Origin of the sequence: Agrobacterium sp. BT-220-3 (genome assembly GCF_025910175.1) — a bacterium.
GTDB lineage: Bacteria > Pseudomonadota > Alphaproteobacteria > Rhizobiales > Rhizobiaceae > Agrobacterium > Agrobacterium oryzihabitans.
This window is the reverse complement of sequence record NZ_JAPAIX010000011.1, coordinates 1-15,896: the sequence shown is the minus strand read 5'-3', so window position 1 is coordinate 15,896 and position 15,896 is coordinate 1. Positions and strand designations below refer to the sequence as shown.

The 15,896-nt window shown below is 57.3% G+C and carries 10 protein-coding genes; 4 read left to right on the top strand and 6 right to left on the bottom strand.

Annotated elements, in window-relative coordinates:
* Positions 1-45: 45 nt before the first annotated feature.
* From ehuR to OK142_RS20965, 3 genes are all read right to left on the bottom strand, one after another.
* Positions 46-1,494, bottom strand: coding sequence for a MocR-like ectoine utilization transcription factor EhuR (gene ehuR, locus OK142_RS20975; RefSeq protein ID WP_498684938.1), 1,449 nt, complete (start codon positions 1,492-1,494; stop codon positions 46-48).
* 176 nt (positions 1,495-1,670) lie between these two features.
* Positions 1,671-3,074, bottom strand: a complete 1,404-nt coding sequence (locus OK142_RS20970; RefSeq protein WP_498684936.1) for an aspartate aminotransferase family protein — start codon at positions 3,072-3,074, stop codon at positions 1,671-1,673.
* A 14-nt stretch (positions 3,075-3,088) separates the two neighbouring features.
* Positions 3,089-4,567: an NAD-dependent succinate-semialdehyde dehydrogenase gene (locus tag OK142_RS20965; RefSeq protein WP_498684932.1), complete on the bottom strand. Its 1,479-nt coding sequence runs from the start codon at positions 4,565-4,567 to the stop codon at positions 3,089-3,091.
* A gap of 121 nt (positions 4,568-4,688) precedes the next feature.
* Here OK142_RS20965 and OK142_RS20960 point away from each other — a divergent pair, with 121 nt between their 5' ends.
* Positions 4,689-5,156 (top strand): Lrp/AsnC family transcriptional regulator, encoded by a 468-nt coding sequence (locus OK142_RS20960; RefSeq protein ID WP_003499661.1) that lies wholly within the window; start codon positions 4,689-4,691, stop codon positions 5,154-5,156.
* 35 nt (positions 5,157-5,191) lie between these two features.
* Here OK142_RS20960 and OK142_RS20955 read toward each other — a convergent pair whose 3' ends face one another.
* Entirely contained in the window at positions 5,192-6,475 is a 1,284-nt protein-coding gene (locus OK142_RS20955; protein WP_498684930.1) for a cystathionine gamma-synthase family protein, read from the bottom strand.
* A 126-nt stretch (positions 6,476-6,601) separates the two neighbouring features.
* Here OK142_RS20955 and OK142_RS20950 point away from each other — a divergent pair, with 126 nt between their 5' ends.
* Positions 6,602-7,060: an Lrp/AsnC family transcriptional regulator gene (locus tag OK142_RS20950; protein ID WP_137038745.1), complete on the top strand. Its 459-nt coding sequence runs from the start codon at positions 6,602-6,604 to the stop codon at positions 7,058-7,060.
* Positions 7,061-7,109: 49 nt separating this feature from the next.
* Here the strand turns inward: OK142_RS20950 and OK142_RS20945 are convergent, their stop codons facing one another.
* Positions 7,110-8,174: a class I SAM-dependent methyltransferase gene (locus OK142_RS20945; protein ID WP_498684928.1), complete on the bottom strand. Its 1,065-nt coding sequence runs from the start codon at positions 8,172-8,174 to the stop codon at positions 7,110-7,112.
* A 240-nt stretch (positions 8,175-8,414) separates the two neighbouring features.
* On the opposite strand from OK142_RS20945, the gene OK142_RS20940 reads away from it, so the two are divergent.
* On the top strand, positions 8,415-9,227 hold the full coding sequence (locus OK142_RS20940) for a nickel-binding protein (RefSeq protein ID WP_498684926.1): 813 nt from the start codon (positions 8,415-8,417) through the stop codon (positions 9,225-9,227).
* A 151-nt stretch (positions 9,228-9,378) separates the two neighbouring features.
* Here the strand turns inward: OK142_RS20940 and OK142_RS20935 are convergent, their stop codons facing one another.
* Entirely contained in the window at positions 9,379-10,587 is a 1,209-nt protein-coding gene (locus OK142_RS20935) for an MFS transporter (RefSeq protein WP_080836920.1), read from the bottom strand.
* 697 nt (positions 10,588-11,284) lie between these two features.
* Between OK142_RS20935 and OK142_RS20930 the strand changes: the two genes are divergently transcribed.
* A complete protein-coding gene (locus tag OK142_RS20930; protein ID WP_498684924.1) occupies positions 11,285-14,860 on the top strand; it encodes a P-loop NTPase fold protein in 3,576 nt (1,191 codons plus the stop codon).
* Positions 14,861-15,896 lie beyond the last annotated feature (1,036 nt).

Genomic DNA, 15,896 nt, shown 5'->3' with positions numbered 1-15,896 from the left:
GTCAATTATTATATTGTAATGATTCAATGATTTTCCGGCGGCGGCTCAACCGATGGAGCCGATGTCGTAGACGGGCGGCAATTGCTCGAAGGCCTGGCGCACGGTGGTCAACGCCTTGACGAGGGTCGGATGATTGAGGCGTCCGCCGAGACATATGCGGATGCCCCCGCCATGCCCCGGACCGGCGACGAAAGGCTCGGACGGCGTGACCGCGACGTTCTGGTTGGTCAGGGAGCGGACCAGTCCGTCCTCCGTCCAGTGTGGCGGAACTCTCAGCCAGGCGCAGAAGGAGAGGGGGTGGCTGGACGCGATATGCTCGCCGAGAATTTCCGCCGCGATTTTCTGTCGCGCGCGGGCTTCCGTACGCTGGACGTCCAGCAACCGGCGTGCGGTGCCGTTTTCGACCCAGCGTGTGGCGATTTCGGCGGTCAGATATGTGCCGCTCCAGCTCGATACACGCAGGATGGAGGCGGCGCGTATGGAATAAGCGGGTGGGACAACGAGATAACCAACGCGCAACCCGGTCAGGACTGTCTTCGTGAAGCTGGTAACGAAAAAGCCGAGATCCGGCAGCATTTCGCTGATCGATGGCAGGTCATCCTCGATCATCGGGCGATAGACTTCGTCTTCAATGACGAAAACACCGTATCGCTCCGCGATCGCGGCGATGTCGCGCCGCCGCTGCACGCCGGCGACGTGACCGGTGGGATTGTTGAGGGTCGGTATGAGGACAAGTGCGCGCACGCCTCCGGCTTCACAGGCGGCTTCGAGCGCGTCCGGCAGAATGCCCTCATCATCGGTGGGTAGCCCCTTGAGGCTGAACCCCAGAATATTCGAAAGTCCGATAATGCCGTGGTCGGTAAGGTTTTCGCATAGAACAACGTCGCTCGAACGAACGATGCAGCTCAAGGCGAGGAAAATGCCGTGTGCCGCGCCGTTGGTAACGAGGATGCGTTCAGCACCGGCTGTGACACCCAGCATGTGCAGCCATGTGCGCGCAGTCTCGCGGTGGTTGTCCAGGCCCGCGACCGGACGGCAGGGACGCATGAAGCCTGAATTGTCGCCATCTGCCAATTCGCGAAGAATGGCGCGCGAGGCGGTTTCGTGATCCTCGAGATAGACGCCGCGGATAATGGAAAGATCGAGCACCTCTGTCGGGCTGTGATCAAGCATCATACGGCCAGCCCGGTCTGTTACCCGCGCCTTGACGAAGGTCCCACGACCGATTTCGCCGCTCAGATAACCCAGCCGTTCAGCTTCCTTGTAGGAAAGGCTGACCGTCTGGACGGAAAGGCCGAGTTCGCGCGCCAGATCGCGATGTGTCGGCATGCGGTCCATCGGCTTCAGGACGCCGGCGTCAATATCCGCAATGATGCGTTCCGTCAGTACGGAATGTTTCGTCTCGCCTTTTTGCTTGGTCAGGTTCGGTCGCCACGCCACCGGTTTCGTCGCGGGTACCGGGTCGAGGCTGAGCGGATTGGCTTGACGACGCATGAAATTGTCTCGTTTTTGGCGAAGGTAATTTCATGACATTATGCACGGTTCTCCAAAAAGATGAAGCTCTATGCAGCGTGCACGACGAATGCACTGTGAATAAGCGCAGTCGTCGTGCCGGTGGCGCGCAAACAGGCAGTGGTGGTACGGCCCAAACGTGCAGGTTGGGAAGCGTATCAGATACTTTCGCCAGCCTGCACCAGGTCATCCATGACGCTACGAACAGCACTTTCGGCGATGGCGATGATCTCGTCCACTTCCGCCTTCGTGGTGACGAGCGGTGGTGCAAAGCCAAGAATGTCGCCATGCGGCATCGCACGCGCAATGAGTCCGCCATTGCGCGCCGCCTTGGAAACACGCGCACCCACCGTAAGACCGGGGGCAAAGCGCGTCTTCTTTTCACGATCCGCCACAAATTCGATTGCGCCCATCAGGCCCACGCCGCGCACTTCCCCGACGATTGGAAGCTGTGCAAACTTTGCCTTCAGCTGCTCCTGGAAATAGGTGCCGACGGCCTGTGCATTGCCCGGCAGGTCTTCCTTCTCGACAATGTCGAGCACCGCGTTTGCGGCTGCCGCCCCGATGGGATGACCGGAATAGGTGTAGCCGTGCGAAAAGGCGCCGACGCGATCAGCGCCTTCCTCCATCACCTTGTAAACTTTCTCGCCGACAATTGCGCCCGAGAGCGGGAAATATGCCGAGGTCAGCCCCTTGGCGACGGTAATCAGATCCGGCTCGATGCCATAATGCTGCGAGCCGAACATGGAGCCGGTGCGGCCGAAACCGGTGATCACTTCATCGGCGATCAGCAGGATATCGTATTTCCTGAGGACATTCTGAACGGCCTCCCAATAACCTTCCGGTGGAGGCGTGATGCCACCGGTACCGAGCACAGGTTCTGCAATGAAGGCACCGATTGTGTCAGGATCCTCGCGAAGGATGAGTGCTTCGAGTTCGTCGGCACGTCGTCTTGAAAATTCGAGTTCGGTTTCACCTGCTTCAGCGCCCCAGTAGTGATGCGGAGCGCCGGTGTGCAGGATTCCCGGGCGCGGCAGGTCCATGTGGTCGTGATAAAAACTCATGCCGGTCATGGAGCCAGAGACGACGCTGCAACCGTGATATCCACGCTCGCGAGAGATGATCTTCTTCTTCTTCGGTTTGCCGCGCAGGTTGTTGTAATACCAGACGATCTTGGCCTGGGTCTCGTTGGCGTCGGAACCGGACATTCCATAAAACACCTTGCTCATCTTGCCGGGCGCCATTCTCACCAGCCGATCGGAAAGGATCGCCAGCTCGTCCGTCGTATGCGCGGCATAGGAATGATAATAGGCAAGGCGATAGGCCTGACGGGAAATGGCCTCGGCCACTTCGGTCCGGCCATAGCCGACATTGACGCAATAAAGACCAGCGAAGCCATCGATCAATTGCCTGCCATGCGCATCCTGAATGCGGATGCCCTTGCCGGTTTCAACGATCGTCGGATCGCCGAGCTTGCCGCTGGCGAAATCCTTCAGCTGCGTAAACGGATGCAGAACCGCGTTTCGATCCATTTCCGCGATACGTTTGATGTCGATGGTCATAACGGGGTTTCCTTTCAGGCTGCAAGATTGCCGAAGCAGACATATTTGGGTTCGAGATATTCAAGCAGGCCGTGGCGCGACCCTTCTCGGCCAAGCCCGGATTGCTTCCAGCCACCGAATGGAATGGGTGCGCCGGTAAATTTTGGCGTGTTGACAGCAACCATGCCGTATTCCAGCCGATCGGTCAGGCGCATCGCACGGCCCAGATCGTTGGTGTAGAGATAGGCCGCCAGCCCCATCTCTGTCGCATTGGCGCGGCGGATCACTTCCTCCTCGTCATCGAAGGGCAATATTGCGGCCACCGGCCCGAAGGTTTCTTCACGGGCGATCAGCATGTCGTCGGTCACGTCGGCCAGTACGGTCGGCGTGACGAAATTGCCGCCCAACGGGCTGTCCTGTCCGCCGCATACGAGGCGCGCGCCGGCAGAGACGGCCTGCGCAATCTGCTGGCGGCATTTCTCGGCAACCGACGGGCGCGTCATAGGTCCGATGTCGATATCGGGTTCAAGGCCGTGGCCGACGGTGAGTTTGGAGGTTGCATCGGCAAAACGATCGATGAATTGTTCGTAGAGCGCGCGTTGAACGTAGATCCGGTTTGCCGCGAGGCAGTCCTGTCCCGAGGTGGCGAATTTGGCGCCGAGGCAGCCCTTTACGGCTTGGGAGAGATCGGAGTCCCGGAATACGATGAAGGGCGCATGACCACCAAGCTCCAGCGATGCTTTCTTGATGGTTGCTGCCGATTGCGTCAGGAGAATTCGTCCGACTTCCGTCGAGCCGGTGAAGGAAAAAGCCCGGACATCGGTGTGGTCCAGAAGACGACGTGCGAGTGGCGCGGCTTCGCCGGGAAGCACCTGCAGGACGCCGGCCGGCATGCCCGCTTCTTCCGCAAGTTTTGCCAGAGCCAGCGCCGACAGCGGTGTTTCCGGTGCCGGCTTGACGATCATCGTGCAGCCGGCGGCAAGAGCTGCTCCTGCCTTGCGGGTTATCATCGCCGAGGGGAAGTTCCACGGTGTAATGGCAACGGTCACGCCGATCGGCTGCATCCGGACGGAGAGGCTGCCGCCCTTTAAATGGCTCGGAATCGTCTCGCCATAGGATCGTTCGCCTTCGCTCGCGAACCAGTCGAGAAAATTGGCCGCATAGGAAATCTCACCCAGCGACTCCGCCAGCGGCTTTCCCTGTTCAGCGGTGGCAATCGTGGCGAGATCGCCGGCATTTTCGCGCATCAACTTGCTCCATGCGCGCAGGATGTCACCACGTTCGACGGGCAGCTTTTCCCGCCAATGCAGAAAGGCGCGGCTGGCAGCGTCGATTGCATCATCGGCGTCATCGAGTGTACAGGATGTTACGCTGGCAAGGTGGTCGCCGCTCGCCGGATCGATGACGCTCAGCATCTCGTTGCGCGCCACCCATGCCCCGTCGAGAAAGGCACGATGCTCGACCAGATCGGGTCGATGCAGATTTTTCAACGCCGCGCTGGCGATACCTTTCATGAGCAGGCTCCCTTTTTGTTTGTCAGGAGCTTAGCCGCGGGGCATGATTGATCGACAGCGTTTATAATCTCTTGAGCGCAGGAATAATGCTTAATTTGATCAACCAGCGCAGGAATTCTGCATGACCAGCATTGATCGAGCCGACAGGGCGCTGCTTGAGGCCGTCCAGAAAAACAACCGCCTGACCTCGGAAGAACTGGCGCAGATCGTCAATCTCTCGCCGACCGCATGTCAACGGCGCCTGAAACGCCTGCGCGAGGAGGGGGTGATAGAGGCGGATGTCGCGATCATCTCGCCCAAAGCCGTTGGGCGCGGCATCACCATGATCGTTCTCGTATCGCTGGAACGCGAGCGCGCTGACATCGTCGATCGATTCAAGGCGGCGATACGGGCAACGCGCGAAGTCATGATCGGCTACTATGTGACAGGAGATGCCGACTTCATCCTGGTGATTACGGCAAAGGATATGGAAGACTACGAGGCTTTCACGCGGAGGTTTTTTTATGAGAACCACGATATCAAAGGGTTCAAGACCATGGTTGTGATGGATCGCGTGAAAGCCGGTTTCGCCTTTCCGATAGAGAACTGACGGTCCTCGGAAGGTTTTTTCTGCCCTTTGGATGCTCAGGCGGCATCCAGGGAAACGGTCAGGTCGGCGATCAGATCGTCGGGATGCTCGATGCCGATGGACAGCCGGATGGTGGAATCGAGCACGCCAATGCGCTGGCGCACATCGGCCGGAACGCCCGAATGCGTCATGGTTGCCGGGTGGGAGGCGAGGGATTCCGTGCCGCCAAGGCTGACCGCGAGTTTGAATATGGTGAGGGCATTGAGGAATTTGAAAGACGCTGCCTGCCCTCCCGTTATGTCGAAGGAGAAGGTCGATCCCGCGCCGGTGCATTGATCTGCAAAGACCTTGCCAACCGGGGATGCCGGATCGTTGAACGGCAGGTAATGGATTTTCTCCACCTTGGGATGCGCCTTCAGGAATTCGGCCACCAGCTCCGCATTGCTGTTTGCCCGCTCCATCCGGATCTGCAGCGTCTCAAGCGAGCGCCCCAGCATCCAGCAGGAATGCGGATCGAGCTGCGTGCCGATTGCCCCGCGCAACGCCTTTACCTGCTTCATCACCTCCTTGCGGCCAAGCGCTGCCCCGGCAATGAGGTCGGAGTGGCCGCCAACATATTTTGTCAGTGAATAGAGCGAGATGTCGGCGCCGTGCTCGATCGGCCGCTGGAAGACCGGACCGAGAAGGGTGTTGTCGCAGGCGATGATCGGCCTGTGCCCCTGCTTCTGGCCGATCATGTCGGCGACACGGCTGATCATCGGGATGTCGACAATGCTGTTCGTCGGGTTGGCGGGGGTCTCGATGAGGATGACGGACACCCTGCCTTTCGCCATAGCCTCTTCCGCGGCTGATATCACCGAGGCCTCGCTGACGCCGTCGGCGAAACCCACGGCCGAAACGCCGAAATTATGGAAGGTCTTTGCCAGCAGCGTCTCCGTGCCACCATAGAGAGGCTGGGAATGGAGCACGGTATCGCCGGGCCGCACGAAAGCGAACAGCGTCGTTGAAATGGCGGACATGCCGGACGAGAACAGCGCACAGCTTTCCGTACGCTCGTAGACGGCGAGGCGATCCTCGACGATCTCGCTATTGGGATGGTTGAAGCGGGAATAAACGAGGCCGGCGCCCCGGCCTGCCGGCGGCTCCTTGCGCCCGGAGACATAATCGAAGAAGTCGCGCCCGTCCTCCGCCGACTTGAAGACGAAGGTCGATGTCAGGAACACCGGCGGCTTCACGGCGCCTTCAGACAATTCCGGATCATAGCCGTAATTGAGCATCTGGGTTTCGGGATGCAGGGCGTGGTTGCCGATATGGGTTTTCGACGGATGTGGTGCGGTCATGTCCGGTAGATCCTCCTCGACAGGCTTTGAACTCTCCGCAGCTTACATGCAATCCAGCCGAAATACCTTGCATTCTGAAGCGCATCCATGTCTGATAAAGCAATATATTGCGGAGAATTCCCATTTATGTCGCAGAAAATTGCAGATGCGGTCGATAGACGGATTCTGAAAGAATTATCCGCCGATGCAAGGATCACCAACAATGAACTGGCCGAGCGGGTTGGCCTGTCGGCATCCGCCTGCCTGCGCCGGCTGCGACGGCTGGAAGAGATCGGGGTGATCAAGGGTTATTCAGCGGTCGTCGATCCGGCCATCGAGGGATGGACGATGACCGCCCTTGCCTCCATCCGCCTCAGCCGCCAGCACGATGACGAAATCCGGATGTTCGAAGCAGCCGTTCTGGACTGGGACGAGGTTCTCGAATGTCACCTCGTCACCGGTTCGAAGGACTATATGCTGAAGGTCATGTGCGGCGGGCTGGAGGATTATGAGCGCTTCATCAAGGAGAAGATCGCCAAGCTCAAATGCGTCGATACCATCGAGACCAGCTTCGTCATGAACACGATCAAGGCCCGGCGCATCTGAGCACCACCAGCTGGAACCATTTTCACCGGGCTCGGCCCTGCAGAACCTCCTAGACGCGCGCCTCCAGCACCATGTTGAAAGGCCCGGTAAAGGCCCGCCTGACATGGGTAAAGCCACCCGAGCGGATGACCTCGGAAAGCTTCGCTTCCCCGGCCTGTGCCCCCAATCCTTCACCCACCTCCTGGTCAAGCGATGTCGGCACGCAGATCATCGTGGATGCATTGTAATAGAGGCGGCCGACGGGGTTCATATTGTCCGCCGGGCGGTCGCCCGCAATGGGCTCGACGATCATCCAGGTGCCGTCCTTCTTGAGAATGCGCGACATGTGCCCCGCACAGCCACGCGGATCACCCATATCGTGCAGACAGTCGTAACTGGTGATGAGATCGAAATCCGTATCCCTGATGTCCTTGGCCGTTGCCGCCACGAACGTCACCCGGTCGCTCACCCCATGGCTTCGGGCATGTTTGTTCGCCTCTTCTATGGATGGCTCATGGAAGTCGTAACCGATGAAGCTGGCGTTGCGATAGGCTTCGGCCATTAGAATCGTCGAGAAGCCAACGCCACAGCCGACATCGGCCACCTTGGCGCCTTTCACCAGTTTCTCCTCCACGCCCTGAAGGGCAGGCAGCCACGATTGTACGATATTGTTCACATATCCCGGCCGGAAGAACGCACCCGTCGCGCAGAACAGGCAACCTGCCGTGTCTCCCCACCGCACCCCGCCGCCGGTGCGGAAGCTGCGCTCAACCTTCGGCTCTCCCTCGATCATCGCGGCCACCAGATCGAATGCGCCTTCCAGATAGACGGGGCTGTCCCTGTTGACGAACACCATCGCCTGCTCGGGTGAGAGGCTGAACATCTCGGAACCGCTGTCATAGTCGATATAGCCGTTCGCCGCCTGTGCCAGCGCCCACTCCCTCACATATCGCTCGGAAAGGCCGCCACAAGCCGCCGCCAGTCCTGCGGAGGTCACCGGCCCCACCCGATGCAGCGCATCGAACAGGCCCAGCCTCAAGCCGATCCTGACGGTTGGAACACTGAAGGCGCCTCCGAGGTCGCCCAGCATTTTGCCAATGAAAGAATGTAGTTTGGTTTCGTCGAGCTGTGTCATCGCATTCCCCCCAATTCGCTTCGTTGGCGGGCAAAGGCTGACCGCAAATTGCTTGCGTCAGTGAATGCTCGTAGACCACGTAACATAGCCGAATGCCCCGAAATTGTCACGCGAACGACCATCGCCCTTTCCGGTGAGGCGCCCCTGTCAGGGTCACCCACGCGGGCGATAGACGATGGTTTGGGGAAGTCGTAAACTGGCTGGAAGAGCAGGCAACGATATACTCTTGGGAGGAAACCAATGCCTATCTTCATGGACCGGCACGAGCTTGCCGGAGTTTCAGCGGCGGATATCGCCGCGGCACACCTTAAAGATCTCAACATCCAGGATCAGTACGGCGTCAGGTTTTTAACCTACTGGTTTGATGAAAGGCGCGGCACGGCCTTTTGCCTCATCGACGCCCCGGATGCTGAAACCGCGCAATGCGTGCATCGGGAAGCGCACGGCTTTATCGCCAGCGAAGTGGTGGAAGTCGCCCTGTCGGCCGTAGAAGCATTTCTCGGGCGCATACAGGATCCCGTGGCGGTCGTGGCCGCCACGAAGAAAATGGATGCCGGCCACCGTGCGATCCTGTTCACGGATATTGTCGGTTCAACCGAAATGACGTCCCGCCTCGGCGATCGTATGGCGGCGGAACTCATCAGGGCGCACGATGCCCTCGTGCGTGGCTGTCTGGGGCGGCGCTCGGGACGGGAGGTCAAGCACACCGGAGATGGCATCATGGCCGTGTTCGCCTCCATCCCATTTGCGGTGGATTGCGCCATTGATATCCAACGCGAGTTTCATCGCTACAACATCGATAGCGGCGAGCCCATCCATATCCGCATCGGGCTGGATTGTGGTGAGCCAATCGAAGACAGCAATGATTTCTTCGGCACGACCGTGCAACTGGCCGCAAGGCTATGCGCCGCCGCCGAGAGCGATCAGATCCTGATATCGGACAAGACCCTGCAGGAATATGGCAGCGCCGATGTCCTCGTGCATGGCAATCGTTACAGGCTGAAAGGCTTTGCCGAACCGGTCCTCGCCTATCGTTGCGAGTGGCTGCACTAATAACGGTTGCTCGCATCGAATGCGATCACGACGAAACCGCCTGCCGGTAACGGCAAGCGTGGAAACCCGTGTGCTGGCGCAGGCAACGCCAGCACAATTGCGCTTGATCAGACGCCTTGCCTCCAGATGATGGCAGGCGGCAGGGCCGTGATCACTCGGGACGCTGCAGCAAAGCCAGAGCCACCGTGGATGCAGCCAGTATCGCGGTCAGCGCCAGCGGAGCAGTAGCACCGTAGGAATCGACGATATAGCCGCCAAAAACCGCACCGATACTGATAGCGACCTGAAAGGAAACGACCATCAGGCTGCCTGCCGCCTCCAGGGCGTCTGGTGCGCCGCGGGAAAGGTTGGTCGGCAGCACCACAGGCGCCATGCCGAAAGCAAGACCCCAAAGGGCGACGAGAGCAAATGCGGCACCGGTATGAACACCCCAGACAACGAGGGCGATGGTCGCAAATGCCATCAGGGCGGCGGTAACGATGAGTGCTAGGCGAATACTGGTGTCAGCCATCCGGCCCCCCAGCACATTGCCGATCACGGAAGCGACGCCAAAGCCGAGCAGGGCGAGGGCAATCGGCGTGGTGTCAAGCAGCGTCACCTGTTCGAGGAAGGGACGCACATAGACCGAACCGGCAAAATGCCCCGTCATCAGCAACAGGATTGCCAGCATCCCCAGTTGAACGCTGCGCCGCCGCGTCAGCCGGAAAACGTCGGAAAGACTGTTGCTCGTACTTGCCGGCAGCGATGGCAGGCTGAGTATCTGCAGCAGCATGGCAATTATGGCAAGTCCCGCCGTCATCGACATGGCGATGCGCCATCCCAGCCAGTCACTGATCAAGGCGCCCATCGAAGGGGCAGCGATGGTGGCAAGCGAAACGCCGAGGGTGACGATAGCCATGCCGCGCCCGGTCGAATTCGCACCAACGAGCCGCGCAACAACAGCAACCGAAAGCGCCCAGAAACCGCTGAGCGCGATCCCCAGTCCCGCCCGGCCCACCAACAATAGCCAGAAATCGGCAGCAACCGATGCGAGAATGTTGGAGCCGATCGCCAGCGCGCTAAGACCGACAAGCACGGTCTTGCGGTTCAGTTTGCCGATGAGAACATTGCTCAGCAAAGCCGTCACGGCGCCCACGGAAGCTGTCGCCGTCACAACCTGCCCAGCCGTACCCTCGGTAATGCCGAGATCGCGCGCCATGGGCGTCAACAATCCCGCTGGCAGAAACTCGGCCGATACCAGCGCAAAACTGGTGGCCGCCATTGAAAGAACCGCGAACCAGGTCGCAGCGGTCCACGCGGGTTCCTCGGCGGCCTCCAGGGCAATTGTTGACCCATCAAATTCTGATGTCGTGTCCGTCATGGTTTCTCTCCTTGAGTTGGGAGAGTTTTAGACGAATTTTTTCGGATGATATGTATCTAAAAATCCGAATTTCATGCCTATTCCTCCGAATTTTGTGCGTTGCACAATGCGCAGCCGCGCCTTGAGCATGACATTGATGCCATCGCAGACCTGCGCGGACATGCCGTGAAACGTCGTCGAGGTTTGTCTCCAGAAGCCAGTGCCCTCCGTCCAGCAGATGAAGCTCGGTGTTTGGTTTGGAGTTTGTCGCTATCGGGATTCTAGGATTGCGTTCCGAGGGCCGTATGCGTGGGGCATTCCCTATGTAACGGCGAACGAGAATATGATTGCGATGCTGGATAATGGAAGGCGTACTGTAGATGAGCCGTCCCCAAGGGGGAACTCTTTCTCTGCGGTTCGGCGATTTGGGTCGATGGCCGTCTTGGCCGGATTGTGCCGTCATTCCTGCCGTTCAGGCCGACTTTTCGGTTTCCGAAAGCCGACGTTCCGAATAGTCCCGGCGGTTTGATGTTGGGTGAAGGAAGCAAAAAGCAGACGACAACATCCACGCAGCCCGACCGTCGCGTAAAGTAAGCACCCCCTAAGCACTTCTGTGCAACCTACCAAGATTATTTGTTGCGCCAACTGAGTACAAGTCCTTGCTTAATTTCCGAATCTGCCCGACGGTTTTTCGACAGATTCGGGGGATTCTTTCACAATGCACGCAAGCAACGCCGCTGAGGCCGAGAACAATGCTACCGGGAATCAGGTAGGGAATACTTGGCCAGCAAAGATTATTTTCGGCGAGCCCAAAGGCGAAGACGAGTTTGGTGGGCGAGGTCATGAAAGGTCGGCCAGAGCGCTAGCTGACGGCATCCGTCAGATCGCGGAAAGGACCAGTGGACGCCAACGAGCAGGCGGAGCAATTGGCTTGGAAGGCGCATGGGGTTCTGGCAAGTCGACCGTCATTGACATTGCCAAGCAGAAGTACCTTGGTCCGGAGTACTGCATGTTCACGTTCGACCTTTGGCGGCACCAGTCGGACGATTTCAGGCGATCTCTCCTTGAGCAGCTTATTATGTTCGTTCGGGAGGAGTTCAATCCAAAGGACAAGGATGGAAAACATATCCACGGAAAGGGTGACCCCCGTCCGAAGGTCGACCTCGACATTGATAGTAAACACGACGAAATAAAGAATCGGAAGTCGGTTACCACAACCACATCCAGCAGGCGGTTGTCACTCTTCGCGGCCATTCTCATCATCTTTCTCCCTCTCATGCCGTTATTATACGCCGCACTTACGAGATTAATCATCGGCACTACAGGTGCTGTCAAAGCGGCAGAAACCACGCGGGAGAACGTGCAGAGCTCGCCGGTGGACGCTATTTTGTCCTTCTTGGTTAATCCCTGGATGTTGGGGATAGTGACCTACCTACTCGCATCTATTTTTCTCATTCTTGCCGCCTATCGCACTCCCTTCGCCGGTAAGAAGAATTTCCACGGAAAGATGGCTTGGTTCCAAGGCGGAGCATCCCGGCTCCTGACCCTATCCGAGCGGGACAGCAACAACGAAGTCGAGCAGAAGATTCGGGACGAGAGCCCAACCACCGTTGAGTTCAGAACGGTATTCGAAGGGATACTCGTCGCTCTCCAGAAGGCAAACCGACACATCATATTTGTCCTCGACAACATAGATCGGATCCCAGCCGCCGATTTGTCGAAGACTTGGGCAGAGGTGCGCTCTCTGGTGGCCGGCAACGGCGGCATGAGCAAACAGTTAGGTTCTGTCGTGGCTGTGGTCCCGTATGACAAAGATCACGTCGGCCGCGAATTTCCTCCCGTCAAAGTGCCTAAGCTTGTCCAGCGGGATGGAGGTGATGACGGCGAGTACGTGATCGATCGCGAAAATGGAATAGTGCTTGAAACCGACATTTTCGAGAAGACTTTCGACCGCATCGTCAAGGTATCCGCGCCTGTGCCGTCGGATTGGAAACACTTCTTGATGGCGAGGATCGCCGAAGCGGGATTTTCTGGTGTGCATGGCTCCGACCATACCGAGAAGCTGTTCAGACTGCTTCAGTTCAAACTTCAACGCGAGGGCGTGTACCCGACACCGCGGAGGATCATCGCATATGTCAACGACATAGGTGGGTTGTGGGTACAATGGGCCGACAGTTCCATACCGATCGAGACCGTAGGCCTTTACGTGCTCCATAAGGCGGTATTCGACCGAGACCCTGGTATTCTCAACAAGTCACAACCTGTCCATATTCGTTTCGCCAGAATCGTCGATGACCCGGACTACGCCAAGCACCTAGCCGCCTTAGCTTTCAATGTTGATCCGGCATTGGCCAATCAAGTCCGTCTTGGCATTCCAATCACCGCAGCGCTGCTCGGTCCAGATGAAAAGAGCTTGGTCGATCTCTCTAAGAGCGATGGCTTCTACGAGATTTTCCAAGACGTTCTTCGGGAGCGCCTTGTCGAGTGGTCGAAGGATAGCCCCGAATCAATTTCTCGCGCAGCGAACCATGTCGACAAAATGGAGCTCCCGGCCGAGAGCGAAGACGTTATCTGGCAGATTTTCGGCGACGCTGTGGATGGTATCGAGAAGCTCGACTATACGCAGGAGGGTCTGGACGGACTTTACACGATTGTGCGGCGGCAGAAACGTTATAAGCCTGAGGCTGTTGGGGGAAGGATCCGGGAAAAGTTTGAGGCCGCTGAGCTTGAAGAGGGTGACAAGGACCTCTTCAGCAAGGGTATGGGCTGGTATCGGGTGATGCAGTCGTTGGCGAAAGCGATATCGTCGGGTGTTGGTGTCGACCGTGGTCAAGTGTTCTGGGAAACTCAAATTCCATCGAGTTTGCCAATTTTCAACCTCGGGGCTATCTCGGCAAACGATCCTGCCAGCAGTTTCAAGTTTTCCAATATCACATTTGGCTGTGACGAAGCCGCGTTATCTAAAGAGTTGTTGAAGATGGCCGAGGTCAATCCGACGGGCTACGACTTCGCCATTGGGGTCGTTGGCCAACGGCTGACCAGACATTTCGCATCGCACTTTGAAGCGATCGCTACGAGGCTCGACAGCACTGAACCTGACGATCAGTCGATCCGTCTGATTCATGCCATTGCCAAATTTATGGCTGCCGGATCACAGGCTACTGCGATTTTGAGTGCCTTTGCTGCTGTGCGGAGCGGCGCTTTGTTGAACTACGCGAAGTGGGCAGCCGAGAGCGGTGAGGATGACAACTTGGCCGTTGCGTTGCTTGTATTGGCAACGGTCTATGATGGTGCGCTCGCGAAGGCGCCGATTGGCACGAAAGAAGCAATCGCTGCGGAATGGTACAATAGCCTTCTTGAGGACGCCGCCAATCTGGGTGACGTTCCCCAGCAGATCGCGGCGTATGCCGCGACAAACCATGCAGTAAGCACGTGGTTGGGATGGGCGGTTATTTCCAAGACGAACGGAGGTCTTTACTGCGAAGTGATCCGCGCGGTAACGGCGCTGCGGTGGGTGTGGCTCCGTGATCAGGTAATGGTTGCAAAGCACTTTGATCGCATCAAGGTGATAGTCGACAAGAATGGTGCAGCGTTCTTCCTCCGGCACTTCAGCGATTATCAGGGACGCGTGAAAAAGGAATTCGGCGGCAGCGCCTCGAGGCAGGTTCCTGCCTCCATGATTGAGGCCTTGGCTGAGTTGGACGAAAATGCGGTCTCCAAGCAAATTCTGGAATTGATCCAAGAGCACCTCGCTAGCCTTCATGTGGATGAGTGGCTTGAAGCGCTTACCACCGCGGGACACAATGACGTTCGACTCTTGGTCGGCATGCGTGAACATACCGGTAGATTTGAGCTCCGATCTCCTGCTTTCATTGAAGGAATGGTAAGGGTATCTCTGGCAGTGCTTTCAGGAGACTTCGACCCAGCCCCGCTGGCGACCAATTGGCGGCACGTTTTTGGCGCCATCCCAATCTCGCAGTACATTCCGCTTCGAGCTCAGATTGTGTCTGGGATGCGAAGCGCCAATGTATCGGCGACTGGCTCTATAGCATTCGTAAAGTATTTCGGCACCGTAGCCCAAAAGATGCGCTTCTCGATCGATCCCGCGACGGCGGACATGGCACTAAGTCATTTCCTATGGCATCTGGCCAACTCAGATGACACGGGGGCTCTTGAGTACCTCGACACCCAGAAGAAAGAGATCACAGCCATCCTCAAGGCGGCAAGCAGTGATGAAGTTCGCGAAGCCTATCAAGAGGCGCGGCGACGTGAAAACGACAGTGACGATGAGTGAACGACGAGCGGATTAGGCGTCGTTTCCAATAAGGATGTTCAGGCTCTACCAACGCTTCCGCAAGCCGAAGTAGAAACATTTTTGCTTGCTGTGGTGGTTTCGACCTGCATCTTGCGGCCCTGAAATTCCCTATTTGTCCAGCCGGGGTATATTTTTTGTCTCGCTTGTTGTTTCGGCTTGCGACAAGGACTTTTATTTCCCCGTTCATCCCCACCCTGTTTGCCTGAAATATACTGACCCTGTTCCGCGATGAACCGGGAAATATCCCGGTTTGAAGTGGAGCCAGCGCCGGCTGTGAGAGAAAGACGTCACTCTCATATTTCGGGGTCTGACAGGCGAAGTCCTCTGGCCGTTACCGGAGGAGAGATAGAATCTGGTTTGTGGTGGGCCTCTCTATTTCTCCGAAACGCATTGGCTGAAGGATGTACTCTGACAGGCATAAATCGCTGATGCGGGGCACTGACAAGTGTCTTTATTTTCCACAGGCGGCAATTTTCAGTGCCCCGTTGCAATGCCCATCGAGCTGAAAGGCTGATGGAAAAATAGATGAAGCTCACAACACGGTCGCAACTGCGTCGCGTGATAGGAAAGGTGTGTTCAATGGGTCTCTATGAGATGTACGTCCTTGCTACTCGTGCAGATACCGCCCTGATGAGGAAGAGGCTGGCGCGATTTCTTTACGCCAGGGCAAAGCTTCGAAATTGGCAGCTCAAGAAACAATATTTACTCAACCAGAAGGAGAGTTCAGATTTATCGACCGATATGAACAGGGCAGGCCAGATGCGGCCTGGACGGTTCCCACAAACATATATTTACAAAATAACCAGCACAAAAAACATATAAAATATACGTTGCAATGAATATATATGCCTGACTGAAAGCGGATGGAAGTCCGGGAGCAGAATTGACTTTTACGGACCTGCAATTTGCGGATTGTGGGCCGACTACGTGTAAATATATGAATTTTATGTTGAATTTGCTGATCTGGGTAGGGGATTGTTATGCGCGGAAACTATATGGGTGAGATGGATTTGAT